The organism is Saccharibacillus sp. O23 (assembly GCF_002205895.1).
Lineage (GTDB): Bacteria > Bacillota > Bacilli > Paenibacillales > Paenibacillaceae > Saccharibacillus.
Map to the genome: position 1 here is coordinate 230,780 of NZ_NJDE01000010.1, position 26,708 is coordinate 257,487.

The 26,708-nt window shown below is 56.2% G+C and carries 23 protein-coding genes and 1 other RNA gene; 23 read left to right on the forward strand and 1 reads right to left on the reverse strand.

The features are described from left to right. Positions 1–157: 157 nt before the first annotated feature. From CDO73_RS14965 to CDO73_RS15045, 17 genes are all read left to right on the forward strand, one after another. Positions 158–628 carry a YaiI/YqxD family protein gene (locus CDO73_RS14965; RefSeq protein ID WP_088489325.1) on the forward strand — a complete coding sequence of 157 codons (471 nt, stop codon included), beginning with the start codon at positions 158–160 and terminating at the stop codon, positions 626–628. Between the two features lie 37 nt (positions 629–665). Then, the gene (dnaG, locus tag CDO73_RS14970; RefSeq protein WP_088489326.1) at positions 666–2,618 is read left to right on the forward strand and encodes a DNA primase; all 1,953 of its coding nucleotides are present in this window, start codon (positions 666–668) and stop codon (positions 2,616–2,618) included. Positions 2,619–2,662: 44 nt separating this feature from the next. After that, positions 2,663–3,790, forward strand: coding sequence for an RNA polymerase sigma factor RpoD (rpoD, locus tag CDO73_RS14975; protein WP_088489327.1), 1,128 nt, complete (start codon positions 2,663–2,665; stop codon positions 3,788–3,790). A gap of 193 nt (positions 3,791–3,983) precedes the next feature. After that, positions 3,984–4,817, forward strand: coding sequence for a hypothetical protein (locus CDO73_RS14980; RefSeq protein ID WP_088489328.1), 834 nt, complete (start codon positions 3,984–3,986; stop codon positions 4,815–4,817). Next, the gene (locus tag CDO73_RS14985; RefSeq protein WP_088489329.1) at positions 4,814–5,593 is read left to right on the forward strand and encodes a tRNA (adenine(22)-N(1))-methyltransferase; all 780 of its coding nucleotides are present in this window, start codon (positions 4,814–4,816) and stop codon (positions 5,591–5,593) included. The genes CDO73_RS14980 and CDO73_RS14985 overlap by 4 nt, the downstream gene beginning before the upstream one ends. After that, positions 5,560–6,675, forward strand: coding sequence for a Nif3-like dinuclear metal center hexameric protein (locus CDO73_RS14990; protein ID WP_088489330.1), 1,116 nt, complete (start codon positions 5,560–5,562; stop codon positions 6,673–6,675). The genes CDO73_RS14985 and CDO73_RS14990 overlap by 34 nt, the downstream gene beginning before the upstream one ends. 57 nt (positions 6,676–6,732) lie before the next feature. Then, positions 6,733–7,148, forward strand: an RNA gene (gene rnpB, locus CDO73_RS14995) — RNase P RNA component class A. Between the two features lie 388 nt (positions 7,149–7,536). Beyond that, positions 7,537–8,037: a DUF3907 family protein gene (locus tag CDO73_RS15000; protein WP_088489331.1), complete on the forward strand. Its 501-nt coding sequence runs from the start codon at positions 7,537–7,539 to the stop codon at positions 8,035–8,037. A 30-nt stretch (positions 8,038–8,067) separates the two neighbouring features. Further along, positions 8,068–8,847 carry a lytic transglycosylase domain-containing protein gene (locus CDO73_RS15005; protein ID WP_256972706.1) on the forward strand — a complete coding sequence of 260 codons (780 nt, stop codon included), beginning with the start codon at positions 8,068–8,070 and terminating at the stop codon, positions 8,845–8,847. A gap of 112 nt (positions 8,848–8,959) precedes the next feature. Further along, a complete protein-coding gene (locus CDO73_RS15010) occupies positions 8,960–10,114 on the forward strand; it encodes a cysteine desulfurase family protein (RefSeq protein ID WP_088489332.1) in 1,155 nt (384 codons plus the stop codon). Between the two features lie 3 nt (positions 10,115–10,117). Beyond that, entirely contained in the window at positions 10,118–11,359 is a 1,242-nt protein-coding gene (gene thiI / locus CDO73_RS15015; RefSeq protein WP_088489333.1) for a tRNA uracil 4-sulfurtransferase ThiI, read from the forward strand. A gap of 138 nt (positions 11,360–11,497) precedes the next feature. After that, on the forward strand, positions 11,498–12,010 hold the full coding sequence (locus CDO73_RS15020; protein WP_088489334.1) for a hypothetical protein: 513 nt from the start codon (positions 11,498–11,500) through the stop codon (positions 12,008–12,010). A 138-nt stretch (positions 12,011–12,148) separates the two neighbouring features. Next, a complete protein-coding gene (gene typA / locus CDO73_RS15025; protein WP_088489335.1) occupies positions 12,149–13,990 on the forward strand; it encodes a translational GTPase TypA in 1,842 nt (613 codons plus the stop codon). A gap of 185 nt (positions 13,991–14,175) precedes the next feature. Then, the gene (locus tag CDO73_RS15030) at positions 14,176–15,336 is read left to right on the forward strand and encodes an LCP family protein (RefSeq protein WP_088489336.1); all 1,161 of its coding nucleotides are present in this window, start codon (positions 14,176–14,178) and stop codon (positions 15,334–15,336) included. 119 nt (positions 15,337–15,455) lie between these two features. Further along, entirely contained in the window at positions 15,456–15,908 is a 453-nt protein-coding gene (locus CDO73_RS15035; RefSeq protein WP_088489337.1) for a pyridoxamine 5'-phosphate oxidase family protein, read from the forward strand. A gap of 165 nt (positions 15,909–16,073) precedes the next feature. Then, positions 16,074–17,411, forward strand: a complete 1,338-nt coding sequence (locus tag CDO73_RS15040) for a PhoH family protein (RefSeq protein ID WP_088489338.1) — start codon at positions 16,074–16,076, stop codon at positions 17,409–17,411. A 127-nt stretch (positions 17,412–17,538) separates the two neighbouring features. Continuing rightward, positions 17,539–18,879, forward strand: coding sequence for an ABC transporter substrate-binding protein (locus CDO73_RS15045; protein WP_088489339.1), 1,341 nt, complete (start codon positions 17,539–17,541; stop codon positions 18,877–18,879). Positions 18,880–18,888: 9 nt separating this feature from the next. On the opposite strand, the gene CDO73_RS15050 is transcribed toward CDO73_RS15045, so the two are convergent. Further along, the gene (locus CDO73_RS15050) at positions 18,889–19,989 is read right to left on the reverse strand and encodes a coiled-coil domain-containing protein (protein ID WP_088489340.1); all 1,101 of its coding nucleotides are present in this window, start codon (positions 19,987–19,989) and stop codon (positions 18,889–18,891) included. A gap of 199 nt (positions 19,990–20,188) precedes the next feature. Here CDO73_RS15050 and CDO73_RS15055 point away from each other — a divergent pair, with 199 nt between their 5' ends. The 6 genes from CDO73_RS15055 to CDO73_RS15080 all read left to right on the forward strand — a co-directional run bounded on the left by CDO73_RS15055 (position 20,189) and on the right by CDO73_RS15080 (position 26,583). Next, complete coding sequence (locus CDO73_RS15055; protein ID WP_179218713.1) at positions 20,189–21,145, forward strand: ketopantoate reductase family protein; 957 nt, start codon at positions 20,189–20,191, stop codon at positions 21,143–21,145. A 38-nt stretch (positions 21,146–21,183) separates the two neighbouring features. Continuing rightward, positions 21,184–21,570 carry a DUF3397 domain-containing protein gene (locus tag CDO73_RS15060; protein ID WP_088489342.1) on the forward strand — a complete coding sequence of 129 codons (387 nt, stop codon included), beginning with the start codon at positions 21,184–21,186 and terminating at the stop codon, positions 21,568–21,570. Between the two features lie 207 nt (positions 21,571–21,777). Continuing rightward, a complete protein-coding gene (locus tag CDO73_RS15065; RefSeq protein ID WP_088489343.1) occupies positions 21,778–23,511 on the forward strand; it encodes a peptide ABC transporter substrate-binding protein in 1,734 nt (577 codons plus the stop codon). Between the two features lie 213 nt (positions 23,512–23,724). Further along, the gene (locus CDO73_RS15070; protein WP_088489344.1) at positions 23,725–24,657 is read left to right on the forward strand and encodes an ABC transporter permease; all 933 of its coding nucleotides are present in this window, start codon (positions 23,725–23,727) and stop codon (positions 24,655–24,657) included. A 45-nt stretch (positions 24,658–24,702) separates the two neighbouring features. Beyond that, positions 24,703–25,626: an ABC transporter permease gene (locus CDO73_RS15075; RefSeq protein ID WP_256972713.1), complete on the forward strand. Its 924-nt coding sequence runs from the start codon at positions 24,703–24,705 to the stop codon at positions 25,624–25,626. A 33-nt stretch (positions 25,627–25,659) separates the two neighbouring features. Then, on the forward strand, positions 25,660–26,583 hold the full coding sequence (locus tag CDO73_RS15080; protein WP_088489346.1) for an ABC transporter ATP-binding protein: 924 nt from the start codon (positions 25,660–25,662) through the stop codon (positions 26,581–26,583). The last annotated feature ends 125 nt before the right edge of the window (positions 26,584–26,708 follow it).

Sequence of the window (26,708 nt, forward strand, 5' to 3'; positions counted from 1 at the left end):
GGCCGAAACAGAGACGTCGGAGCATGTGTTTCTCTTTCTACTTCGAAGAGGGCGGGCGCGCAAAGCGTCCCTCTCCTTGTCGGCGGGCAAAGTTCCGTTTTTCGCATAGGATCGATGCGGCGCGGAACAAGGCTTCGCGCGATCAGGAGGAGGATGCATGGAAGCGGCCGATACGGGAATGAGAATTCTGGTCGACGCCGATGCTTGCCCGGTCAAGGAAGAGATCAAAAAAGTTGCCGGGAAAACCGGCGTGCCGGTGATCATGGTTTCTTCTTACGACCATGTGCTTCGCGAAGAAGAAGGCGTTCGGGTCGTGCGGGTCGATCGCGGAAAAGAAAGCGCGGATCTGTACATCGCGAATCATCTTCGAGCGGGCGATCTGGTTATTACCCAAGATTACGGGCTTGCCGCATTGGTATTGGCCAAGCGGGCTTACGCGCTGTCGGAACGCGGAATCGTGTACGATTCGGAGAATATCGAATTTCTGCTCGACCGCCGGCATATCAGCGCGAAAGTGCGCCGCGGAGGCGGAAAAACGAAAGGTCCGAAAAAGTTTACGGCGGAAGATCGGGCGACATTCGTCGAAAAATGTTTAAAACTTTTATATGAATTGCAGGAGAAGCTTTGAATACAGCGAATATTATTCTCATTAGAAGGTGGTTAACATGAGTACGGAATATGGAAATATTCCGGAGGAAACGATCGATGCCGTGCTGACCCAGCACGATATCGTCGAGACGGTGGGCAGATATGTTCATCTGACCAAACAGGGAAAGTACATGAAAGGCCTGTGTCCGTTCCATTCCGAAAAGACCCCTTCTTTTACGGTGACGCCGGATCGTCAGATCTTCTACTGCTACGGCTGCGGCATGGGGGGCAACGCCATCAAATTCAGGATGGAAATCGAAGGACTATCCTTCCCCGAGGCCGTGAAGATCATGGCGGAGGAATCGCATATTGCCGTTCCGAATTCGGGAGGCAAAGCGGAATCTCCTCAGGACCGAGAAACCGGACGTCTCCTTCAGGCTTACGAATGGAGCGAAAAATTCTATCACTTTCTGTTGAAAAACACCGAACACGGCCGTCCCGCATTGGAATATCTGCGCGGCCGGGGGATCGGAGACAAGCTCATCGACCATTTCCGCATCGGCTTCGCGCCGGACCGTTGGGATACGCTGGTTCAATTTCTGGACAAACGTTCTTTCGATCTGGCGGAGATGGAGAAAGGCGGTTTGATTTCCGCAAGGCAAAGCGGCGACGGATACGTCGATCGGTTCCGCGGCCGCATCATGTTTCCGATCGCCAACCGAAGCGGCAAGACCATCGCTTTCGCCGGACGGATTCTGGGTGAAGGGCATCCCAAATACGTGAACTCGCCGGAAAGTCGGCTGTTCAACAAAAGCCGGGTATTGTACAACTTCGATCAGGCGCGCGGCGCGATCCGCAAACAGCGTCAAGCCGTATTGTTCGAAGGTTACGGCGACGTGATCGCCGCTTGGGAAGCGGGCGTGCATAACGGCATCGCGACGATGGGCACATCGTTGACGGAGCAGCACGCCGCGATGATCAAGACCACGGCGGACGAAGTGCTTGTCTGCTACGACGGCGACAACGCGGGCCAGAACGCCGCGCTCAAAAGCATTCCGATTCTGGAACAAGCCGGACTGCAGGTCAAGATCGCGATGCTGCCGCCGGGCGTCGATCCGGACGATTATATCCGATCGAACGGGGGCGAGCGATTCGTCCGTCAGGTGGTGGAAGAAGCCGCTTCGACGACCAAATTCCGCCTTTCGAATCTGCGCCGCGGCTACAAGCTCAACGAAGAAAGCGGACGCGTGGATTACGCGAAAGCTGCGCTTCCCGTCATCGCGGCGCTTTCTTCGCCGACGGAGCGGGAAGTCTATCTGCGAGAACTGTCTTCCGAAGTCGACGTCTCGTTCGAGAGCCTTAAGCAGGACTGCAACCTGATCCGTCAGGAACAGCACCGCCCGGCTCCCGGCCAAGACGATCCGGGTCCCGCTTATTCCGGACCTCAGCCGGGAGAACGCGGTCAATACGGCGGAAGATCGCAAGGCAAGCGCAGCGATTACGCGAACAAAGGCGGCTACAGGAAAGGCGGCTTCGGCGGAGGTCAACAGAACGCCGCGCCCGAAGACGACTTCTTTCGGCAGGACCGGCGTTCGCGGCCTAACCGCGATCTGCTGCCCGCCCATCAGACCGCCGAGCGGCGGCTTCTGTTCCTGATGCTTCAGGACCGGCAGGCTTCGGATTATGTGGCGGAACGTCTCGGAGACGAATTCAACGTTGCCGAGCATGCGGCGATCGCGGCTTATCTGTACGCTTTTTACGCCCAGGACCGAGAGCCGGACAGCAGCCGTTTCATCGCTTCTTTGCAGGACGAGAAACTGGAGAAGATCGTCAGTTCCATCGCGATGACGGAAGGCCCCCGCGAGTGGAACGAGCAGGTGCTCGACGACTGCATTCGCGAAGTACGCAAAGTCCCGCGCCTGCAAGGCATCGAACGCAAGCGCGAGGAAATGATGCGCGCCGAGAAAGACGGGGATTTCCTGTTGGCCGCTCAAATCGCAAGTGAAATCATAGCCCTGGAAAGACAGTAACGAACAAGCATCGGGTTCGAATTCCGGGGAGGAGGGAGTCTAGAATGGCGAACGAGCAACATACGGAATTGGAAGGCGAACTGACCCTTGACCAGGTGAAGGAGCAGCTGATCGAACTCGGCAAGAAGAGATCCCAGCTCAGCTACAAAGAGATTGCCGATAAGTTGTCGCCGTTCGATCAAGACCCTGAGCAAATCGACGAATTCTACGAACAGCTCGGAGATCTGGGGATCGAGGTAGGAGACGAGAGCGACGAGGAAGAAGAACGCGCCCGTCCGCGAAACGAACAGGAGGACGGCGAGGAATCCGAATTCGAAGACGACCTTGCGCTTCCGCCGGGCATCAAGATCAACGATCCTGTGCGCATGTATCTCAAAGAGATCGGGCGGGTTCCCCTGCTCTCCGCAGACGACGAAGTCGAACTGGCGAAACGGATCAAGGAAGGCGACGAAGAAGCCAAACGCCGTTTGGCGGAAGCCAACCTTCGGTTGGTCGTCAGCATCGCCAAGCGTTACGTCGGACGGGGCATGTTATTCTTGGATCTGATTCAAGAAGGCAACATGGGCCTGATCAAAGCGGTAGAGAAGTTCGACTATAAGAAGGGCTTCAAATTCAGTACGTACGCCACTTGGTGGATTCGTCAGGCGATTACCCGGGCGATCGCCGATCAGGCCCGTACGATTCGGATTCCCGTGCATATGGTCGAGACGATCAACAAGCTGATCCGCGTATCGCGTCAACTGCTGCAAGAATACGGACGAGAACCTTCGCCGGAAGAGATCGCGGCCGAGATGGAACTCAGCGTGGAGAAGGTTCGGGAGATCATGAAGATCGCTCAAGAGCCGGTCTCGCTGGAGACTCCGATCGGCGAAGAAGACGACTCGCATCTGGGCGACTTCATCGAAGACCAAGAAGCGCTGGCTCCGGCGGACGCCGCGGCTTACGAACTGCTCAAAGAGCAGCTCGAAGACGTGCTGGATACGCTCACGGACCGCGAAGAGAACGTGCTCCGGCTCCGTTTCGGGCTGGACGACGGCCGAACCCGCACGTTGGAAGAAGTCGGCAAAGTATTCGGGGTTACGCGCGAACGGATTCGTCAGATCGAAGCGAAGGCTCTGCGCAAACTCCGTCACCCGAGCCGAAGCAAACGCCTCAAAGATTTCCTCGAATAGTGCGTATCGACCGAATCGGAAGCGGAAACGAACCCGAACAGGCCGTGCAACCGACCGCCGGAGCTTGATTCCGGCGGTTTTTGCGCGAGCGTTCCGCCGGTTCGATTCCGTAATATGCCTGCCTGCTTAATCGGAGCGAAGCGATCTGCCGATATAAGAATGAGAACGGCTTCAACCCGAAGGAGGAGCGCTTTTGGAACGGGAAAAAAAGAAAATTATTATTACGGAGATCGAAAATTGGCGCAAAAGCAAACTTTTGCCCGAACATTACTGCGATTTTTTGTTAAACTTATATGATGACGAAGCGACGCAGAAGAAAAAGAGCACGCTGTCGATCAATGCTTTGCAGCAAGGCAACTTTAAGCTGTGGGCGTTGTCGTTCGTCACCGTGGCGCTGCTCAGCCTGATCGGATTCTATTTTCCGATCTTGGACTGGCCTTTTCAACTTGCGGCAATCGCCGCGCTGGTGTCGTTCTGTTACGGGCTTGGTACATACGCCGGAGGAAGAGCCTGGATGGGCGGCATGGGCGCGCAGCTTCTCTACGGGGTCGGCAGTTTGGTCATGCTCGGCCTCGGGATCTGGATGATCCGATTGAACGGATGGCCCGAAGAAATCGCGTTGTTGGGACTGATCGCGTCCTGCGCGGTCGTCTGGTTGACGGTCGGGATGATCGTGCCGAGCGGCCTGCTGCATTACAGCGGTTGGGGCGCGCTGATTCTGCTGTATGCCAAATTCTTCGGGCAGATGAATCCGGATGCTTCTTGGCCGATGCTGCAGCTGCTGTGGATTCCGCTCGGCGCGCTGATGCTGTGGCTGAGCTGGCTTGCCCATCACAAAGCGAAGCGTTTCGCTTCGATCTATTTCGCGGTCGGCATGACGCTCTGGTTCATGCCGGAGCTCGACGACCTGCTGCTGCGCCATAACGCGCCGGAAGGGATCATTCTGTACATTCTCGGCAAGTTGGCGCTGGCGTTCATCTTCTTGTTTATCTGGCGAAAAAAATGGATTGCGTGGGTGTCTGTATGAAATTATCTCAACGTTTGAACACGATTTGCGAAATGATTCCGCCGGGCAGCCGCTTGGCGGACATCGGTTCCGATCACGCGCTGCTGCCGACGTACGCGGTGTCGCAAGGAAGAGCCGCGTTCGCGATAGCCGGCGAAGTGAACCGGGGACCTTACGATGCGGCTTCCCGCCAAGTGGCGGAAGCCGGTCTCAAAGAAAAGATCGCGGTTCGGCTCGGCGACGGTTTGGCCGCGATTCGCGCGGGCGAAGTCGACGTCATCACGATTGCCGGAATGGGCGGCGCCTTGATCGTGCGCATTCTGACCGAAGGCAAAGACAAGCTTGAAGGCGTCAAGCGCCTCATCTTGCAGCCTAACGTCGGAGAAGATCTGGTTCGCCGCTGGCTGCTGAGCGAAGGTTGGATGTTGACCGGCGAGCAGATTCTCGAAGAAGAAGGCAAAATTTACGAAGTGCTGACGGCCGATCGCGGAGAGTCCGCCGAACAAGTTCGCGAACATCGCGATCGTCTGTACGCGGAGATCGAAATCGGAGAACCGCCGATCACTCTGGGCCGCGAACGGCTACTTGATTTCGGTCCTTTTCTGGCGCGCGAAGCTTCGGACGTATTCCGCGAAAAATGGACCGGAGAAATCGCCAAGCTCGAGCGGGTGGCCGGTTCGATGGGACGCTCGGAAAGCGAAGACGCGCGCGGCAAAAAAGAAGCGTTGGAGCGCCATATTCAATTTTTGAAGGAGGTGCTGGCATGCTTGCCAAAGGACAAACCGTCATCCAATTGATGGAGAAATTCGCGCCCAAATCGCTGGCCGTCGAAAACGACAAGATCGGGCTCCAGCTCGGCACGCTCGATAAAGAGATTTCCAAAGTCTTGGTCGCGCTCGACGTGACGCACGAAGTGGTCGACGAAGCGATCGCGCTGGGCGCGAATCTGATCGTCGCGCATCACGCGATCATTTTCCGGCCTCTCGCGAACCTGCGTACCGATACGCCGATGGGCGGCTTATACGAAAAATTGATCAAGAACGACATCGCCGTTTATATCAGCCATACCAATCTGGACGTGGCGGAAGGCGGCATGAACGACTGGATGGCCGAATTGGCCGGCATCGTGCAGCCGAAGCCGTTGGAAGAATTGCAGAGCGAATCGCTGTTCAAGTTGGTCGTCTACGTGCCCGCGACCCATCACCGCAGCGTGCTCGACGCGATCTTGGCGGCGGGAGCGGGCGTGATCGGCGATTATTCGCATTGCAGCTTCAGCACCGAAGGAACCGGAACCTTCCTGCCGGGAAGCGGCACGAATCCGCATATCGGAACTCCCGGCCGATTGGAGCGTACGGAAGAGATCCGCATCGAAACCGTGCTGACGGAAAGCGTTCGATCCAAAGCGGTACAGGCGATGATCAAAGCCCACCCTTACGAAGAAGTCGCTTACGACCTCTACGCGCTCGAGCAGAAAGGCAAAGCTTACGGCCTCGGCCGGATCGGCAAGTTGGCCGAGCCGAAGACGTTGGCGGAATTGACCGAGATCGTCAAAAAAGGCTTCGACGTTCCGGCGGCCCGGGTGGTCGGCGATCCGGATCGTCTCGTCAAAAAAGCGGCCGTGCTGGGCGGATCGGGAAGCCGATACATCCATCACGCGATTCGGCAGGGCGCGGACGTGCTGATCACGGGCGATATCGATTACCATACCGCGCACGACGCGTTGATGGCCGGTCTCGCGATTATCGATCCGGGGCATAATTCGGAGAAAATCATGAAACGCGAAGTGGCGAAACTGCTCGGCGGGATGCTGGCGGATAGCGGCAGCGACACGACCGTCCACGCTTCGCGGCCGAACACGGAACCTTTCCGTTTCGCGTGAAACAAAAGTCTTGTCACCGTTGTCGATTTGCGATATACTATTAGCCGTTGCTTAAGGAAAGTTTAACAGACAATCGCCGGTGTCGCGTAAGGCGGCACGGGAGGAAAGTCCGGGCTTCGCAGGGCAGGATGCTGGATAACGTCCAGTCAGCGCGAGCTGAAGGATTAGTGCCACAGAAATGGACCGCCGATGGCCGCCTCCGGGCGTGCACAGGTAAGGGTGGAACCGGAGTGTAAGAGACTCCGAGGGGCGCTGGTGACTTCGTCCCTGGTAAACCCCATCCGAAGCAAGACCTAAAGAAACGCGGTTTCCGGCTTGCCGGGAACGGCCCTTGCCCGGGGTGCGTTTAGGTTGGTCGCTCGAGCCGTTTAGCAATAAACGGCCTAGACAGATGATTGTCGCTCGCAGCGGGAGGGTAGTTCCCGTTATCACCGCAAAGCAGCACAGAACCCGGCTTACGGTAAACTTTCCGCACTGATGCAACTTGCAAACCTTGAGGATTCTTTTGCACGAACAATCCCATTGGCGGCGCCTTTTCCCTTTTCGATGAGGGAGAAGGCGCCTTTTTGCATCCAGCGGATCGACGGGATCGTCGGCTTCGGAGCGTCAAGGCTGCGTTTGGCCGGTCGGGCATCGGTTAAGTAGTAATTAGATCCTGTACGAAGCCCGCTTTTTTCGAAGACGCGTTATGAAAACTAGGAGAAAGAGACTTATAGCTATTTTTTATAGCCCTTCTTTAGGGAGGGCTGACGGATGCTTTTGTACAAATTTTATGCTACGATGGACGGAGCAGGGACAGGGTTTGCAGGGAAGCCCGCTTCGCGCATCCGCGCGATCACATACCAAGGGGGAAACGCCGTTATGTCAGCGCCTAACGTACAGAAATTGTGTGAATCGACGAGAGAAAAGTTGAAAACCGCTATCGTGAGAATCGAAGCCTTTTTGAATGAATATTCGCTGCCTCAGCTTGCGGAGTCTCAAGAAGAGGAAGAAGTGGCTTATTACAAAGGATTTTTGTCCGATCTTCGCTATCTGCTCGTATTCTCGGAAAGTTCTTCGGAAAAAATCGGCGTTCTGCTGCGTCGCGCGAACTTCGACGTGAATTCCGCGGAAGACACGCTGTACAAGGTCTACCATAATGTAGTGAACAGCTTCTTCTATCCGAAAAACGAAAGTTACGCCGAAGACGGCCGTTACGCGTATACCGGTCAAGAAGCCATTCGTTTCCGCAGATCGATCCATGCGGCGGCGCGCGAAGTCGTGCTGGACGTCACCAAGACTTACGAAGAACTGCGCGACGACCTGGATTATTACGAAAGCGATTATCTGAGCCAGCGCCGCATGAGCGCTCCGCGCTCCTAAATTCGCAAGAAAGAAAGGAGATTGCTGCCGATGATTATCGATCCGAGGACGGCCAAACAGCTCATTGAGTACCAATGGATGGACAGCCTGAATCTCGACAAGTCTTCGCTGAACAGCATGTCTCAAGGCAAGATCGACTCTTCCGTCTTTGCTACGCTGCTGCAGCAGAAGATGGAAGAGTCCGGTACCAGCTCGATCTCGGCGGAAGAGCTCATGAAGACGCTCGCGGCGATCTCGCTTCCGGCGGATCAAGTCGATTCGCTCAAACAAGGTCTTACTTCTCTGGGCGGAACTTCCGCATCGGGCGGCGCGTCTTCGCTGGACAGCTCGCCGGCCAAGATCGAGATGCCGAACGTCTCGGAACCGACCGTGCGATCGGGGACGCCGAACGCGAACGCGGCGCAGTACGCGAATATCGTTAGCGCCGCCAGTTCCAAATACGGGATTCCCGAGTCGTTGATCAACGGGATCATCGACGCGGAATCGTCTTTTAATCCCAACGCGCAATCCGGGGCGGGAGCCAAAGGCCTGATGCAGTTGATGGACGGAACGGCCGCGGGATTGGGCGTCAAAAACTCGTTCGATCCGGAGCAAAATATCAACGGAGGCGCCAGCTACATCGCTTCGATGCTGATCCGTTACGACGGTTCGCAGCGTCTGGCGCTGGCCGCCTATAACGCGGGACCCGGAACGCTGCAGCGTCTGGGCATCCGCACGGAAGCGGATTTGGACGCCAAGTTCGATACGCTTCCGAGAGAAACGCAGAAATATATCGGTCGTGTCCAGACGGCGCAGGCGAAATACATTTAGGCCGCTCCGAGATGAGGCGAAGATCAAAGAGGCGAAGCGAAGCTTTCCCTTTTTGATCTTTTTGCCGTTTAAACGGGTCGGTTAACGAAACGGAAAGAAGGGTTCTCGGTTTATGCTAAATTTCGATCATGCGGCTTCGGCTCCGACTCATCCCGACGTCATTCGTACGGTCGCGGAAGTCATGGAGGCGCACAGCGGCAATCCGTCTTCGATTCATCGCGGCGGTCAAGCGGCGTCGAAGCTGCTGGAACGTTCGCGGGAAGTATGCGCGGCCGCGCTCGGAGGCGTCAAGCCGGGCGAAGTCGTATTTACGTCCGGAGCGACGGAAAGCAATAATCTGGCGATCAAAGGCTCGCTGCTCGGACGAAAAGACGGGCGCGTCCATATCGTTACGACGCAGATCGAACATGCTTCGGTCACCGAAAGCTGCCTTCAGCTCGAAGAGTTGGGATTCGAAACGACTTTCGTGCAGCCGGAAGCCGACGGTACGGTCTCGGCAGAGAAAGTGCTGGCCGCGCTGCGGGAAGACACGGCGCTGGTCAGCGTGATGCACGTCAATAACGAAACGGGAGCGGTGCAGCCGGTCGAAGAGATCGCCCGCGCGGTGAAACTGCGCGATGCGCGCGTTAGGGTCCATGTGGACGGCGTGCAAGGCTTCGGGCGGGCAGGATTGGAACTGCAAGCGTCGGCGATCGATCTGTACAGCGTCTCGGCGCACAAAGTCCGCGGGCCGCGAGGCGTCGGTCTGCTGTTCGTGCGCGAAGGCGTAAGATTGTTTCCGCTGCTGACGGGCGGAGGCCAAGAGAGAGGGCTGCGCGCGGGAACGGAAAATCTCGCTTCGATCGTGGGCGCCGCCAAAGCGTTCCGCATGGCTGCGGAAGATCGGGTGCCGCGCGCCGAGCGCATGACGGAGCTTCGCGAAGAATTGATCGCCGAAGTGCGTAGGCATGACGTGTTGACGCTTACGGAACCGAAGATTTCGGCTCCGCATATCGTGCATTTTACGTTTCCGGGCTTGAAATCCCAGGTTATTCTGCATACGCTTGAAGAGCTGGGCATGCTGGTGTCGGCGCAGTCCGCCTGCGCGGCCAAGACCGAGAAGCCCAGCCGGGTCTTAAGCGCGATGGGACGAAGCCGCGAACATGCGACGTCCGGAATCCGCATAAGCCTGGGCGACGAACATACAAGCCGGGACGTGCGCCTGTTGGCGGACGCGCTGGATAAAGCGGTTCGCCGATTGGCGCCGCTTGAGGGGAGAAAAAGATAACGAATGAAGAAATACGATTATTTGCTGCTTCGTTTCGGCGAAGTTACGCTTAAGGGGCGCAACCGCGCCCGTTTCGAAAAAGCCGCGGTCGAGCATGTGCGGGCGCTGCTGCGTCCGTATCCCGATGCCAAGATACGCCGGGAATTCGGCCGAATCTATGTCGATCCCGGCAGCGAGCAGGTCGAAACGCTGATTCCGATTCTGCAAAACGTGTTCGGGATGACCTCGCTCAGCCCGGTACGCGCCGTGGCTCCGGAACTCGAAGCCATCGTTCAAGCGGCGGGAGAACTGGTCGAAGCGATGCAGCTGACCAAGGAAACGACGTTCAAAACGAATGTGCGCCGGGTATGGAAAGGCTTCCCGCACTCGTCGCAGGAAAGCAATCCGCTGATCGCTTCGCCGCTGCTCAAACGGTTTTCGCTGCTCAAAGTGGATATGCGGAGTCCGGAGCTCGAACTTCGCGTCGAGATCCGGGACAAAGCGGCCTACGTTTTCGGCAACGTGATTCCGGGCGTAGGCGGCTTCCCGCTCGGCACGAACGGCAAAGCGATGCTGCTGCTGTCGGGCGGCATCGACAGTCCGGTCGCCGGCTGGTCCGCGCTGCGCCGAGGATTGGAGATCGAATGCGTGCATTTCCACAGCTACCCGTTTACCAGCGAGCAGGCCAAAGAGAAAGTGATCGATCTGGCGCAGACGCTCGCGGAATACGCGGGCAAAGTGCGGCTGCATATCGTGCCTTTTACCGACGTGCAGACTTCGTTTACCCAGATAGGTCAGGACAACTTGATGATCACGCTGATGCGCCGCGCCATGCTGCGTATCGCGACCCGGCTTGCCGAACGGGAAAAAGCGCTGGCGCTCGTGACCGGCGAAAGTCTCGGGCAAGTCGCGAGCCAGACGCTTCCGAGCATGAACGTGATCGGCCGGGCGACCGAGCTGCCGATTCTGCGGCCGCTGGTCATGACGGACAAAGACGAGATCATCCGCTTGTCGCGGCAGATCGGGACTTACGAGACGTCCATTTTGCCGTACGAGGATTGCTGCACGCTGTTCGTTCCGAAATCGCCGACCACCAATCCGAATCTGCGCATCGTGAACAAGATCGAGGCGGTAACGCCGAATCTCGACCGATTGATCGCCGAAGCCGTAGAAGGCACGGAAACCGTCGAACTGCTCGCGGGCGGTTCGCGTTTGCGGCAGGCCGAAGCGCATGCGCAGGCTTCGATCGATCCCGACTGGTTTTAACTCCGATGTCCGATGCCTTGCCCGATAAACTTTTGCCGAATCGCTGAATGAAAAGTCGTCATGTTCCGATAAAAAGAACGACGGGAGATTCTGCGGCATACGCAGAATTGCGCGAAAATTCCGCAAGGGGAGAATCGGATGCGAAATAACGATAAAAAAGCGATCGGAATTTTCATTTTGACCGCCGGGCTTATTATTCTCCTTGGACAATGGGGAGTCTTCGCTTTTCTGGGACGGGTCTTCTGGCCGCTGCTGATTCTGCTGCCCGGCGTGGCGCTTCATTTGGCGTTCGCCGCGCGCACGCTGCCGGCTTGGGCGCTCGTGCCCGGAGGTACGCTGGTCGTCTACGGGATTACGTTCTCTTTGCTTAACACATGGGGATTCGGTTTGCTCGACGTGCTGTGGCCTGCGTTTTTCTTGGGACCGGGCGTCGGCCTGTACGAATACGAGATGTTTTCCGGCGAACGTTCCAAAAGCTTGTATTACGCTTCGCTCGGATTGATCGGGTTATCGGCGGTGTTGTTCATTTTCAGTCTGCTCGGTTCTTTTTTCCTCTATGCGCTGTCGGTACTGTTGATTCTGGCGGGAGCTTGGTTGGTCTTCTGGCCGGATTCGAAGGTCGGCAAGCGTAACGGATGGCGTAAAATGTAAAAAGGCTTGAAATTTCATGAAAATCGTGTATAATCAAAGGGATTGTGGAGCGTCGGCGGGTTTGCCGGACGCTTCTTTTGTGAGAAACGCAAGCATCCGTTTTTTAACATTTTTAATAGAGAAGGGAACATTCCATTCATGCATTCGAGAGAACAAATCCGCAATATCGCGATTATCGCTCACGTCGACCACGGCAAAACGACGTTGGTCGATAAGCTGCTGCAACAGTCCGGCATCTTCCGCGAGCACGAACACGTGCAAGAGCGCGCCATGGACTCCAACGATCTCGAAAGAGAACGCGGCATCACGATTCTGGCGAAAAATACGGCGATTACCTATAAAGATTTCTTGATCAACATCGTGGATACGCCGGGACACGCCGATTTCGGCGGCGAAGTGGAACGGATCATGAAAATGGTAGACGGCGTGCTGCTGGTCGTCGACGCTTACGAAGGCTGCATGCCGCAGACCCGTTTCGTACTCGGCAAAGCGCTGGCGCACAACCTGACTCCGATCGTGGTCGTAAACAAGATCGACCGTCCGGCAGCCCGTCCGGCCGAAGTCATCGACGAAGTACTGGACCTGTTCATCGAACTCGGAGCGAACGATCACCAGCTCGACTTCCCTGTCGTGTACGCTTCCGCGCTGAACGGCACGTCGAGCCTCGACGCCGAGAAGCAGGACGACAACATGCAGGCGATGTACGACACGATCATCGAGCATATCCCGGCTCCGACGGAAAGCACGGAAGATCCGCTGCAATTCCTCGTGACGCTGATGGACTATAACGAATACCTGGGCCGTATCGCGATCGGCCGCGTGAACCGCGGCATCATCCGTCAAGGTCAATCCGTCGCGGTCATGACTCGCGAAGGCGGCATGAAGCAAGCGCGGATCGAGAAGCTGTTCGGCTTCCAAGGCCTGAAGCGCGTCGAGACGGAACAAGCCGGCGCGGGCGACATCATCGCGATCGCGGGCATCAAAGACATCAACATCGGCGAGACGATTGCCGATCCGCAGAATCCGGAAGCACTGCCGGTTCTTAAGATCGACGAGCCGACGCTGCAAATGACGTTCCTCGTCAACAACAGTCCGTTCGCGGGCCGCGAAGGCAAATGGGTGACTTCCCGCAAGCTGCGCGACCGTCTGTTCAACGAGCTGGAGACCGACGTCAGCCTGCGCGTCGAAGAAACCGACAGCCCGGACGCGTTCATCGTATCGGGACGCGGCGAGCTTCACCTCGGCATCCTGATCGAAAACATGCGCCGCGAAGGTTACGAGCTGCAAGTATCGAAACCGGAAGTTATCGTGCGCGAAGTCGACGGCAAGAAAATGGAGCCGATCGAACGCCTGCTGATCGACGTGCCGGAAGAAAGCATGGGCGCGGTTATGGAAAGTCTCGGTATGCGCAAAGCCGAAATGGTCAACATGATCAATAACGGCACGGGTCAAGTCCGTCTGGAATTCCTGATTCCGGCGCGCGGCCTGATCGGCTACCGCACGAACTTCCTGACGCTGACTCGCGGATACGGCGTCATGAACCACGCGTTCGACAGCTACGGACCGCTGATCGGCGGCCAAGTAGGCGGACGTCACCAAGGCGTTCTCGTATCGACGGAAAACGGAAACGCGACGCTGTACGGCATCCTCGGCGTCGAAGATCGCGGTACGCTGTTCGTCGAACCGGGAGCGGAAGTTTACGAAGGCATGATCGTCGGCGAGCATACGCGCGACAACGACATCGTCGTTAACATTTGCAAAGAAAAGCAACTGACTAACGTACGTTCGGCAACGAAAGACGATACCGTTAAAATGAAGACGCCGCGCCTGTTCTCGCTGGAACAAGCCCTGGAATACCTGAACGACGACGAGTATTGCGAAATTACGCCGAAAAACGTTCGTCTGCGCAAAAAGATCCTGCAAAAAGGCGAGCGCGAGCGTGCCGAGAAACAACGCAAGCAAGCTCAAGCCAACGCGTAAATTCGATTTCTTAAGCAATCGGTAACTTTTCCCGTGCCCCGGGCGTCTTAAATAGAAGACGCCGGGCGGCTGCGGCGAACGGGGTCCGCCGCCGGGGGGCGCGGACCCCGTTTTTATTTGTGCGGGAGTTCGGCGAACTTGGCCGCCTCGCACGGATCGCATACAGAGAAGGAGCTGGATCGAACATGAGCAGTACGAGAGGCGGCGGTCTGCCGCCGCGTTCGGGCGCGGCGCGCGGCCGAGCGAACGGAGCTTCCGGAGGAGCAGGGGGCGCAGGCGCGAACGGAGGAAGCGGAAGCGCGGGCGGCAGCGGAGGGCGCAGGCCGCCAGCCGCCGGCAAACGCAAAAAGAGCGGCGCGAAACGCTTCTGGACGATCTTCGCGATCGTGCTGATTCTGGCGGTCATCGGAATCGGCATCTATCTAGGCATGATCTATCAGAAGTCCAAAGCGATCGGCACGGCGGGGGAACCGGTCAAGCCGGCCGATACGCAGCCGATCGCGATGGCGCTGCTGGGTACCGATTTCCGTCAGGAGACCAATACGAATCTGACCGACGTCGTCATGGTGGTCGCGATGAATCCGAAAACGGATACCGCGACGGTCGTGTCGCTTCCGCGCGACGGTCGTTTCGAACTGGACGGTTATAAGGTGCGCAAGGTCAATGCCTATTATCCGAAGTTTTTGGTCGACGAGAAAAAAGGCGGCGACAGCGCCAAAGACGAGATGAAAAAAATGCTCGGCAAATATTTCGGCGTGTCCGTCGATTATGCGACCGTGGTCAACTTCAATACGCTCAAAGACGTCGTGGACGCGGTCGGCGGCGTAGAAGTGAACGTCGATCAAGACATGTGCTACAAGACCGAAGCGGACAATACGGACATCGATCTCAAAAAAGGGCTGCAAACGCTCGACGGCAAACAAGCGCTCGGTTTCGCGAGATACCGCCATACGACCAATACGCTGACGATGAGCGGCAAAGACCTGTGCGCCGGCAACAAAACGCCGGAGTCCAGCGACATCGACCGCAACAAACGGCAGCAGGAACTGATCGCGGCGATTCTCGACAAACTAAAGTCGTTTAACGCGGTGACCAAAGCCGGTTCGTTGATCGACGCGGTCGCCCATAACATGGATACCGATCTGGAGAACAAACAAGTGATGAATCTCGTTCGCACGTATTGGGACATTCCGAAAGAAAACATCACGTACAAGCAGGTCACGGGTCCGTGGAGCCGGAAGACCGGTTTCGTCGATATGAAGCAGGACGAACTCGATGCCGCCAAACAAGCTTTGCAGGACGAGTTGGCGGGCAGGCATCAGGCCGCTTCGCCTGCGGCTCCGTAAAGACGTCGGATTGCCGAGACGTCGTTCGATTGAACGACCGTTTCCGGGTGTGATATAATCGAAGCAGATTCACCTCGATCTATAACTCTCGATCAGACGCCGTATTAGGAGGCCACAGGATGTCCGAAGCCGTTACGCAAATGACCGAATCTTTGTACGTTCAGCTTCAGGGCGAGACGTTTGCTCTGCTGGCTACCGTTGACGCCGAAACGAACGGTCCGACTTCAACGACCATTTCTTGGCTTTATGCCGTAAACCCGGGCACGCTTCGTTTTGCGGTCGATCACCGCTCCCGTCTGGTCCGCAACATGCTGCATAATCCCAAAGTGACGCTGACGATTTTCGGAGGCGAGAAAGTGTATGCCATCAACGGAAAGGCGAACGTCGTGCAGGATCCTTTGCAGGACGTGCCGTTTCGGATGTGCTGTTTCGACGTGGAAGTCGAAGCGGTCCGCAACGCGTTGTTCTACGGCGCGCACTTGTCTTCGCCGCCCCAATATAGTCGCACGCTCGATATTCATGCTGCCGAGTTTCTCGACAGCCAAGTCATGAATGCCATGAAAAAAGCCTAGCGGTTCGCCGCGGGCTTTTTTGTCTTCGTTTGGGCCTTTATTCGTGAGAGGATCGCGAGAGGAGGTGGTGGACGGTTTCGATCGGCGCTGCCCGGATCGCGGCGCGATGTACGCCGGATCGGGAAGGCGGCTTGCGGTTCCATTAAGCCTCGGGAGGGATTTTTCGTGAAAAAACTCTTTGTGCTCGATACCAACGTTCTGCTGCACGATCCCCGTTCCATCTTTTCGTTCCAGGAGCATGAAGTAGTCATTCCGGCTGCCGTGCTGGAAGAAATCGATTCGAAGAAGAGGCTGGCCGACGAGATCGGACGCAACGCCCGCAGCGTATCGCGGGAACTCGACGCTCTGCGCGAGCGCGGACATCTGCATGACGGAGTCGCGTTGGAATCCGGCGGCGTACTCCGGGTCGAACTCAATCACCGCAGTTTCCAGAGCATGCAGGATATGTTCGGCGAGATGACGAACGATAACCGCATTCTGGCCGTTGCGCTCAACTATCATAAGGAACAACAAGAACTGCCGGAAAACGAAGCCAAGCAGGTCGTGATGGTCAGCAAAGACGTGCTTGTCCGGGTCAAAGCCGATGTGCTCGGACTGGTCGCTCAGGATTATATGACCGACCGGGCGGCCGATCCCGACGCGCTCTATGCCGGATATATCTCGCTTCAGGTTCCGTACGATCTTGTGGATCGCTTCTATAGGGATAAATATTTGTTCGTGTCGGATGTCGGCGGCGCGGCGGAACGATTGTATCCGAACGAATTCGCCATCTTGAAAGACGAAAGCGGCAGCAAATCGGCGCTCGTCAAGCTGAACGCGGAAGCCAAGCGGCTCGAACCCTTGTTCCAAGGGCATGACCCGGTCTGGGGGATCATGGCCCGCAACGCTCAGCAGCGCATGGCGCTCGAACTGCTGCTGTCGGACGATATTCCGCTGGTCACCATCACCGGCAAAGCGGGTACCGGCAAGACGCTGCTCGCGCTGGCGGCCGGATTGATGAAGGTCGAAGACGACCGCAAATACAAAAAGCTGCTGGTCGCGCGGCCGGTCGTGCCGATGGGCAAAGACATCGGATATCTGCCCGGCGAAAAAGAAGAAAAGCTTCGTCCGTGGATGCAGCCGATCTACGACAATCTCGAATTCCTGTTCGACACCAAAAGCGCCGGAGACATCGACAAGATCCTGATGGGGCTCGGCAGCATTCAGGTGGAGGCGCTGACCTATATCCGCGGACGTTCGATCCCGTCGCAGTTCATTATCATCGACGAAGCGCAGAACCTGTCGAAGCATGAAGTCAAGACGATCATTTCCCGCGCCGGCGAAGGCAGCAAGATGATTCTGGTCGGCGACCCCGAGCAGATCGACCATCCGTACCTCGACGCCGCGAGCAACGGGTTGACCTACGTCGTGGAGCAGTTCAAATCGCAGAAACTGGCCGGGCATATCCATTTGGAAAAAGGAGAACGTTCGAAGTTGGCTCAACTGGCGGCGGACCTGCTGTAAAGCAGAAAGTTTCAGTCGATTTGCAATCAAAAAGCAAAGAATCCGGGTTTTGCTACCGGATTCTTTTTTTGGTTGGAAAAAAGATCGTTTGGTACAATGGGGGAAGCAGGAAACGGAGGGGACTGAATTGAAACGAAAAAATCATTTCGTGCTGTTCGGCATACTGCTCCTTGCTCTGATCAATCTGTCGCCGTCGTCTCTGCCCGTGGCTTCGAATTCGGGAGCGCCCAGAGATTCGGACGACGGATCGACCGCGCTGCAAGAAGGGGAATCGGAGCGTCCGTTACGCGAAATCGAAGTCTATACGATGATGGGAGCCGCAGAATTCAAAGCTCTTCAGACGATCAACGAAGAATACCGGCGGCGTTCCGGCGCCGATGTCACGCTGGTGAATATCGCGCCCGAACAAGCGTATAAAACGTACCGCGAAGCGTACGCCGCCGGCCGGGAGCCGGATGTCCTCATGCTCGACGGCGCTTGGGTAGCGGAGTTCGCCGCGGCCGGAAGGCTGCTGCCTGCCGATTTGTACGAATCGAATATGGCGGCCGCGGCCGATTCGCTTCCTCTGCCTGCCGAGTCGGTCGAATGGAACGGCTACCGTTGGGCGGTGCCGCTGGATTACGATCCTTACGGCATCGCTTGGAATCCCGGCCGGTTCGCGGCCGCGTCCGGAGGACTGCCGCAGAGTCAGCAGGCTTGGCAGGCTTGGGAGAAGTCGCAGCTTCAGCCGAGAGATCCGCGTCCATCGGCGGAATCGAAAGCGGGACCGGAGGAAGAAGCTTCCGCCGGACAAGGTTCGGAATCCCGAAGCGCCGCGCTTGCGGACGAGATCATCGGATTGCCGGCAGGCGACGTCCGTGCTTTTTCCGCGTTGGTGGATCTATGGAAAGGCAAAGAAGAAGGATCGAACGCGGAACGCCTCAAGCGGGCTTTACAGCTTGCCGACGAGCTTCGAACCCGTACGTATTTGCATGATTTGTCTCTGACAGGCGGACAGTCGCCCGTCAGCCTTCGAACCAAAGTCGAATCGGGCCAACTGGCGTTGGCCGTAGACCGTTTATCCCGATTGGGAGCGGAGAATCTGCCCGGTTCCCGCGTCGCGCCTCTGGCCGGGCCGATCGAGATCGCTTCGCTTCGCTGCTTCGGCATTGCGGCCGATACGGAACGTTCGCGCGAAGCTTCGCTGTGGATCGCTTACGTGACGGGCCGCTCGACGCAAAGCGATTGGTACGGCCTGACCGGACATCTGCCCGTGCTCCGCAGCGTTTACGACGAGCCCGATAACGCGCCGCTTCTGTCGTGGATTCCCGATCTGCAAGCCCTGCGCGCCGCCGAGGACAACGAAGCGGGAACCGGGCGCAACGCCAAAAAAACGGCTTCCCGGGAAAATACCTGGAGCCGTTCATTGGATCGTTTCTACGAAGGTCGATTGGACGCCGACGGATTGGCCGCTTATTTCCTGCCTTGATCGGAGAAGCTACAGCACCAATTGCAGTTCGATCTTGAGATAGCCGTCCTGCATCTCCACGTCGTCGACTTTGACCGGAGCGACCTGCTGCGGATAGAACCCCAGATCGTATTTGCGTTCGAGTTCGAGGCGCGTGCTCTCCGGAAGTTCGAGCCCGTTGAAGATCAATTTGTCCACGTGGAAGAGTACGGCGTTCTGCGGCTCGTTCTCCAACGTATAACGGCCTTCGATCCGCAGCGTCAATCGATCTTGTTTGCCTTCGGCCACGACGCGGCCGTTTTCGAACGAGAAAGAAAAATCGGCGAAGTCTTCGCTTTGCGAACGCAGGAAATCGTTCAGTTCGGCGTCGGTCAATTCGATCGTATAGCGGGTTCCGAGACCCGATACTTTGAGCTTGCCGCTATTTTGCAGAAAATCGGGCAGCTTCTCGCTGGCCGCCGCCAATTGCGAAAAATATTCGTCGACTTCGAACAGTCCGACATTGCTCCAATAGACGTTCAGTTCGTCGGCAAGCCGCCTGAGGCTTGCGGGATCGTCGCTGGTGAGCAGTCCGGAGTCGATGTCTGCTTGAAGCGCGGTCAGCCGGGCGCGCTGCTGCTCGATTCCGCGCTTCACTTCTTCCAATCGCGCCGAATTGGCCGCTAATTGATCTTTGCGGTTCTGAAGTCGGTCCGAGTCTTCCCGGAAGCCGAGCAGAAGTTCTTGATCATGGCGAATCGCGAATTCGTAGTAATAGTATATCCGCGTCAGTTCGCCGAACGAGCGGGCGTTGAGCAGGGACAGCAGCATCGGCCGCTGTCCCTGCATGTATTGGGAGCGCACGACGGTATCGGCGCGTTCGCGGCTGCTCGCGATACGGGTTTGCAGCGTTTCGATTTCTCCGCTCAGCTTCTCTCCCTGCCGGGCCAGTTCGTTTTGTTCTTCGGCGATTCGCTCCGTATCCCGCTGAAGTTCGCTGAGCGACAACGTGTCTTGAAGCAGCTTCCGCTGCTCGGGGGTCCAGTCGGCCGGGTCGCCGGAAGACGAGGCTTCGGCCGCCGGAACCTTTTCCGTACCGGAAGCCACAAGCAGGGCTGCGGCGAGCAGTCCGGCGTACAAACGTTTCGGCACAGCGTTTTCCTCACTTTCTTTCCCGCCGTTCGGGGCGCGTTCCGCGAAACTTCTTTCTTCGTCATGCCTGCTTTCTTCCTGCTGTGGTACAATAAAGTTCCGCTTATCGCGACGGGTTTTTCTTATTCTGATTATACGGCTGCAAGCTTCGGGCGTAAACCGCGACCGCCGGCTTGCCGAAGCGAAAGGAGAACGCGGATTGAACATCGAAGTGATCGGAGGAGGCTCGTTAGGCTTGCTTTTTGCGGCCGGAGCCGCCGCGGGCGGCGCCTCCGTCGCGTTATATACGCGCAAGGAAGAACAAGCGCTGCGGATCGCGCGCGAAGGAATCGAAGTCCGCAGCGCCGAAGACCGGCCTCCTTTACGAATTCCGGCAGGAGCGATCGCGGCTCTGTCGATCGAACGACATGCCGAGAGAACCAAGACGGGCGAAGACACTTGGGTCGTATTGGCCCTCAAACAAAAAGATCTGAACGAAGAATTGATCGATCGCCTAAAAGCCGACCTCGGCGCGAAAGACCGATTGTTTTGCTTGCAAAACGGAGTCGGACATATCGAGAGGCTTCGCCGCGCGCTGCCGAATCACGATATTTACGCGGCGATCACGACAGAAGGAGCGCGCCGTTCGGATGCGAATTCGGTGCTGCGCGCGGGACAAGGCGCGACCTTGTTCGGCCTTCCGGGAACGGCATCCGTCTTTTCCCCGCAAAAAGAAGCCGCCGAGAAAAAGTTGATCGACCTCTTTGCGGCGGCAGGATTGACGCTCTCGGCGTCGAATGAAATCGAAACCGTCATGTACCGGAAATTGATGATCAATGCCGTAATCAACCCGTTGACGGCGATCTGGAAGATCGAGAACGGAGCTCTGCTCGCTTCGCGGCACAGAATCGAAACGATGCGCGGAATCTTCGAAGAGATCGGGCATGTGTATGCGCTTGCTGGCATTTCGTTCGAAGCCGGCTGGTGGGAAGATCTGATCGGGGTCTGCCGCGCAACCTCGCGTAACCGATCTTCCATGTTGGAAGACGTTACGCACGGACGCTCCACGGAAGCTCGATGGATCTGCGGCGGCATCGTCGATCTGGCGCGCGGATTCAAGGCGGAAGCTCCGCTTAATCGAATGCTTCTGGAATTGATCGAAGGCATGAAGGAATAGAATCGCCCATCATTTCGAAGAAAGCGGGAGGGGAAAAGATGTTCGAAGCGGTCTCGGGAGTATTGATTACGCTGTGCGTGCTGCCTTTTTTGCCGTTCATTCTCGTCTATGCTGCGGGAATGCTGCGAAAAGAGACGAAACAAGCTTCCTTTCGGCGGGCGATGGACTTTACGACGCCTTTCCTGATCTTTTCCGTATCCGCGCTTTATAATTACGTGTTTTCGTCTTCGTTCGGGTTCTATTTGTTGATATTGATCCTGTTGATTCTGGGCGGACTGCTCGGAAGCGCCCAGAATCGCAAACGGGGAAAGATCGAACCCGAACGATTGGCAAAAGGATTTTGGCGCCTTGCGTTTTTGTTTTTGGCTCCGTGTTATGTTCTGCTTGCCGGCGCCGGTTTTATTGCGTATATCGTAAATAGCTGACATGGCGATGATACATAACGGGTTGGAAAATGAAAATATGTCGATGATTTTTGTTGAAAAATCAAGGTTCGAGACAGAAAATGTGACAGAAAAGAAGTGAAATTTAAAAAAAAGCGTAAGATTCTGAAAAAAGGTTATAGATTTTTTTTTGGGTGGAGGGTATAATCAATAAAAAAATTAATCTTTTTGTAGGGGGAAAGCTGCAGGATGAAAAAGAAAAGCTGGATGATGCTCCTCACGCTGATTCTTGTAATCGGCACAGTGCTCGCTGGTTGCGGAAGCGCCAAAGAGACAGCTACTACGGATTCGGGTACCAAGACCGAAGAAGGCACGAAGGATACGGGTACGGCGACTGAGCCGGCCGCAACCGACGCTGACCTGGCAGCCGACCAAACCCTGCACCTGAACCTCAGTGCAGAGCCGCCGACGCTTGATCCGGCGCAAGCTCAAGACAGCCAGTCGAACACGGCGCTGCGTTTCATGTACGAAGGTCTCGCGACGATCAACGCTGAAGGCCAACCCGCTCCGGGCGCTGCCGAAAAGTGGGACATCTCCGAAGACGGCCTGAAATACACGTTCCATATGCGCGAAGGCGCGACTTGGAGCAACGGCGATCCGGTAACGGCCAACGATTTCGTATACGCTTGGCAGCGCGTGCTGAGCCCGGAAACGACTCCGGCTCCGGTCTACGCTTACCAACTGTACTACATCAAAGGCGCCGAAGACTTCAACACCGGCAAAACCAAAGACTTCGCGAGCGTAGGCATCAAAGCCGTCGACGAGAAGACATTGGAAGTCGAACTGACGAATCCGACTCCTTATTTCTTGGGTCTGACTTCGTTCTACACGTACTACCCGGTTCACAAAGCATCCGTCGAAGCTGACCAAGCATGGGCAGCCGATCCGGCGAAAATGGTAACGAACGGACCGTTCACGCTGTCGAGCTGGACTGCCGGTTCCGAACTGCAATGGACGAAGAACGACAAATATTGGGACGCGGCCAACATCAAGCTGACCAACGTTACGGCTTCCGTCGTAAACAGCGGCGCAACCGAAACGGCTTCGTACCAAGGCGGAGAAATCGACTATGCGGGCGCTCCTACGGGCGAAATCCCGACTGACCAAATCCAACCGCTGTCGCAACAACTTCCGGACGAGTTCAAACTGACGGATATCGCTTCAACTTACTACTATGAGTTCAACACCAAAGCAGAACCTTTCAACAACGCGAAGATCCGTAAAGCCTTCGCAATGTCGATCGATCGTAAATCCCTGATCGAAAACGTAACGAAAGCAGGTCAAACGCCGGCATTCGGATTCGTTCCGACTTCCATCGCGGGTCTGAACGGCGAAAAATTCCGTCAAACGTATCCGGATAGCGGCTACTTCAAGGAAGATGCAGCAGAAGCGAAGAAACTGCTCGAAGAAGGCATGAAAGAAGCGGGTTACACGACTCTGCCTCCGATCACGTTGCTGTACAACACGAGCGAAAACCACCAGAAGCTGGCTCTGGCCGTAGCTGATATGTGGGAAAAGAACCTCGGCGTAACGATCCAAACGAAAAACGAAGAATGGTCCGTATTCCTGGAAAGCAGAAAAACGGGTAACTATCAAATCGCTCGCGCCGGCTGGACAGCCGACTATGACGATCCGATGACATTCATCGACATGTTCAAAACGGGCGGCGGCAACAACACCGCATTCTTCTCCAACGCTGAATACGACAAACTGATCGACGCGGCTTACAAAGGCGGCAACGATCCGGAAAAACGTATGCAAGATCTGGCTGCGGCAGAAAAAATCTTGATCCAAGACGAAATGGCAATCATGCCGGTGTACTACTACACGCAAGCGTCGCTCACGAAACCTTACCTCAAAGGCGTAACGACCGACTTCTCGGGCGCGATCAACTTCAATCACGCTTACCTGGAAAATCACTAAGATCTTCGGATCTAGGTGTGCATGACCCAAGCTTAATAAGAGTTCGGGATATATGTGGATTGCCCATATATATCCCGATTTTTTTGCATGTTCGTCAAGTTTCCATTTTTAATCTTGCTTAACCAGTATATAGGGTTGAAAATAATGAATATGCACCTATACATGAAGCTAGGCTTCAATACAGGATGAGGAAGAAGGAGGAGAGGTTCGTATATGGCACGTTATATAACTACCAAGTTCCTATATACGCTGCTTTCGCTGTTTATTTTGATCACGGCGACGTTTTTCTTGATGAAAGCCATTCCGGGCGATCCGTTCATGTCGGAAAAGGAAGTACCGGCTCCGATTCGCGCGCGTCTGGAAGCGCAGTACGGTCTCGATAAACCGGAGATCGTGCAGTACGTGAACTATCTCGGCAACATTTTGCAAGGCGATCTGGGCATTTCGATGAAAAAGCTCAATCAAGAGGTATCGCATATTATCGGCCAGACGTTCGGCGTATCGCTGCGGCTCGGCCTTATTGCTGTCGTCGTTTCGACGATCATCGGCGTGGCGCTCGGCCTGCTTGCGGCCTTGTATCACAGGAAGATGATCGACAGCGTGGTCATGGTGCTCGCCGTACTCGGGATAGCGGTGCCGAGCTTCGTGCTTGCATCGCTGATTCAATATCTGTTCGGTCTCAAGCTGCATTGGTTCCCGATTACGGGTCTCAAAGACGTTCTTGGTTATGTGCTTCCGGTCGCCGCGTTGTCGGCGCAGCCGATCGCGTTCATCGCGCGTCTGACGCGTTCGAGCATGCTTGAAGTTCTGCATGCGGATTACATCAAGACGGCGAAAGCCAAAGGTCTGAAATGGCCGGCCATCCTCTGGAAACACGTGATTCGAAACGGGATTCTTCCTGTCGTCACTTATGTCGGTCCGATGACCGCCAACGTCATCACGGGTTCCGTCGTTATCGAACGGATCTTCGGTATCGGCGGGATCGGTAAAGTATACGTGGACAGCATCACGAACCGCGACTATACGATGATCATGGGGATTACGCTCTTCTACGGTATCATTCTGATGTTCGCTCGATTCGTCACCGATATCGTTTACGTGCTTGTCGATCCTCGTATCAAACTGACATCAAGCAAGGAGGGCTAACCAGTGGCTAACGAAAATAAGGCGAACAAACAGCCTCTTCCGACTTTGTCGGCGGCTGATTTTGCGCCTGTCGATATCAATCAACACGAATCCGAAGTCATTAAACGCGAAAGTCTGACGGCTTGGCGCGACACTTGGGAACGCCTGCGCAGCAACAAAATCGCGATGGGCGGTCTTGTGGTGCTGGTGCTGATCGTGATCGGCGCGATCATCGGTCCGCTGATCGCGCAGTGGGTACACGGCTACAACTACAAGAGCAACGATCTGTCGGCGACCAACCAACCGCCGTCTTCGCTTCACTGGTTCGGTACCGACGACCTCGGCCGCGACATGTTCGTGCGGACTTGGATGGGCGCGCGCATCTCGCTGATCATCGGTCTGGCCGCGGCGCTGATCGACCTGTTGATCGGCGTGATCTACGGCGGCATCATGGGTTACTTCGGCGGCCGCGTCGATACGATCATGAACAAATTCTCCGAAATTCTGTACGCGATTCCTTACCTGCTCGTTACGATCCTGCTGTTGGTCGTGCTCAAACCGAGCCTGGGTACCATCATCTTGGCCCTAACGATTACGGGCTGGATCAATATGTCGTGGATCGTCCGCGGCGAGATCATGAAACTCAAGAATCGCGAATACGTCTTGGCTTCCCGTTCGATGGGCGCCGGTACGGGCAGATTGCTGTTCCGTCACCTGCTTCCTAACGCGAGCGGACCGATCATCGTAACGCTGACCCTGTCGGTTCCGAACGCGATCTTCGCCGAATCGTTCCTGAGCTTCCTCGGTCTGGGCGTGCAGGCTCCGATCTCGTCGCTCGGTTCGATGGTCGAAAACGCCTTGACCGGCTGGATGTTCTTCCCTTGGCGGATGTTGTTCCCTGCATTGTTGATCAGCATTATCATGCTGGCGTTCAACCTGCTCGGAGACGGCCTGCGCGATGCGCTCGACCCGTCGCTCAAAAACAAATGATCCGCGGAATTTATCGTAAAGGAGGCGTCAGTCATGGGCGTGCAAACCGGTAAGAACCTTATCGAAGTCGAAGGACTGAAGAAATATTTTAATGTAGGAAAAGGCAAAGTGCTCAAAGCGGTAGATAACTTGAACTTCTATATCCGCGAAGGCGAGACGCTCGGCATGGTAGGCGAATCCGGCTGCGGCAAATCGACGGCCGGCCGTACCATTCTGCGGCTGTACGAGCCGACTGCGGGCAGCGTGCGCTTCAACGGAACCGATATCTATAAATTGTCGCCGGGCAAGATGAAAGCGATGCGCCGCGATATGCAGATGATCTTCCAAGATCCGTACGCTTCGCTGAATCCGCGCTTCACCGTATCCGATATCATCGGCGAAGCTCTGGACATTCACAATATGGCGGGCAGCAAAGGAGAACGCAAAAAGCGGATCGAAGAGCTGTTGGATCTGGTCGGATTGAACACCGATCACGCGACGCGTTACCCGCATGAATTCTCCGGCGGCCAACGGCAGCGGATCGGGATCGCCCGCGCGCTCGCGGTCAACCCGAAATTCATTATCTGCGACGAACCGATCTCGGCGCTCGACGTCTCCATTCAAGCGCAGGTCGTGAACCTGCTGCAAGAACTGCAAGAGCGTCTCGGCCTGACGTACTTGTTTATCGCGCACGATCTGTCGATGGTTAAGCACATCAGCGATCGCGTAGCCGTGATGTATCTCGGCAAGATGGTCGAATTGGCGACCAGCGAGGAACTGTACAGCAATCCGGTCCATCCGTATACGAAATCGCTGCTCTCCGCTATTCCTGTTCCGGATCCGGAAGTGGAATCGCAGAGAAAGCGGATCTTGATGACGGCCGAAGGCGGCGGTCCGATCCGTTCGGCGGACGAACAAACGGAAGATACGGCAATGGTGGAAGTTTCGCCGGGCCACTGGGTCGCAACGCCTTACTAAGATTCGAACGCAAGACCGATCCTGAAGATCTTCAACCGTCTTTTCGCAGCGTATCCCGCTCGGAAAGACGGTTTTTTGTTGTCTTTTCGGCGATAAGGTCCGAAAATGAACTTAGTTCCGAATCG

Excerpts from the sequence above, each read along its gene's own strand:
- CDO73_RS14965 (WP_088489325.1), top strand. The coding sequence starts at position 158 with ATGGAAGCGGCCGATACGGGAATGAGAATTCTGGTCGACGCCGATGCT.
- dnaG (WP_088489326.1), top strand. The coding sequence starts at position 666 with ATGAGTACGGAATATGGAAATATTCCGGAGGAAACGATCGATGCCGTG.
- rpoD (WP_088489327.1), top strand. The coding sequence starts at position 2,663 with ATGGCGAACGAGCAACATACGGAATTGGAAGGCGAACTGACCCTTGAC.
- CDO73_RS14985 (WP_088489329.1), top strand. The coding sequence starts at position 4,814 with ATGAAATTATCTCAACGTTTGAACACGATTTGCGAAATGATTCCGCCG.
- CDO73_RS14990 (WP_088489330.1), top strand. The coding sequence starts at position 5,560 with ATGCTTGCCAAAGGACAAACCGTCATCCAATTGATGGAGAAATTCGCG.
- CDO73_RS15000 (WP_088489331.1), top strand. The coding sequence starts at position 7,537 with ATGTCAGCGCCTAACGTACAGAAATTGTGTGAATCGACGAGAGAAAAG.
- CDO73_RS15005 (WP_256972706.1), top strand. The coding sequence starts at position 8,068 with ATGATTATCGATCCGAGGACGGCCAAACAGCTCATTGAGTACCAATGG.
- CDO73_RS15010 (WP_088489332.1), top strand. The coding sequence starts at position 8,960 with ATGCTAAATTTCGATCATGCGGCTTCGGCTCCGACTCATCCCGACGTC.
- thiI (WP_088489333.1), top strand. The coding sequence starts at position 10,118 with ATGAAGAAATACGATTATTTGCTGCTTCGTTTCGGCGAAGTTACGCTT.
- CDO73_RS15020 (WP_088489334.1), top strand. The coding sequence starts at position 11,498 with ATGCGAAATAACGATAAAAAAGCGATCGGAATTTTCATTTTGACCGCC.
- typA (WP_088489335.1), top strand. The coding sequence starts at position 12,149 with ATGCATTCGAGAGAACAAATCCGCAATATCGCGATTATCGCTCACGTC.
- CDO73_RS15030 (WP_088489336.1), top strand. The coding sequence starts at position 14,176 with ATGAGCAGTACGAGAGGCGGCGGTCTGCCGCCGCGTTCGGGCGCGGCG.
- CDO73_RS15035 (WP_088489337.1), top strand. The coding sequence starts at position 15,456 with ATGTCCGAAGCCGTTACGCAAATGACCGAATCTTTGTACGTTCAGCTT.
- CDO73_RS15060 (WP_088489342.1), top strand. The coding sequence starts at position 21,184 with ATGTTCGAAGCGGTCTCGGGAGTATTGATTACGCTGTGCGTGCTGCCT.
- CDO73_RS15065 (WP_088489343.1), top strand. The coding sequence starts at position 21,778 with ATGAAAAAGAAAAGCTGGATGATGCTCCTCACGCTGATTCTTGTAATC.
- CDO73_RS15070 (WP_088489344.1), top strand. The coding sequence starts at position 23,725 with ATGGCACGTTATATAACTACCAAGTTCCTATATACGCTGCTTTCGCTG.
- CDO73_RS15080 (WP_088489346.1), top strand. The coding sequence starts at position 25,660 with ATGGGCGTGCAAACCGGTAAGAACCTTATCGAAGTCGAAGGACTGAAG.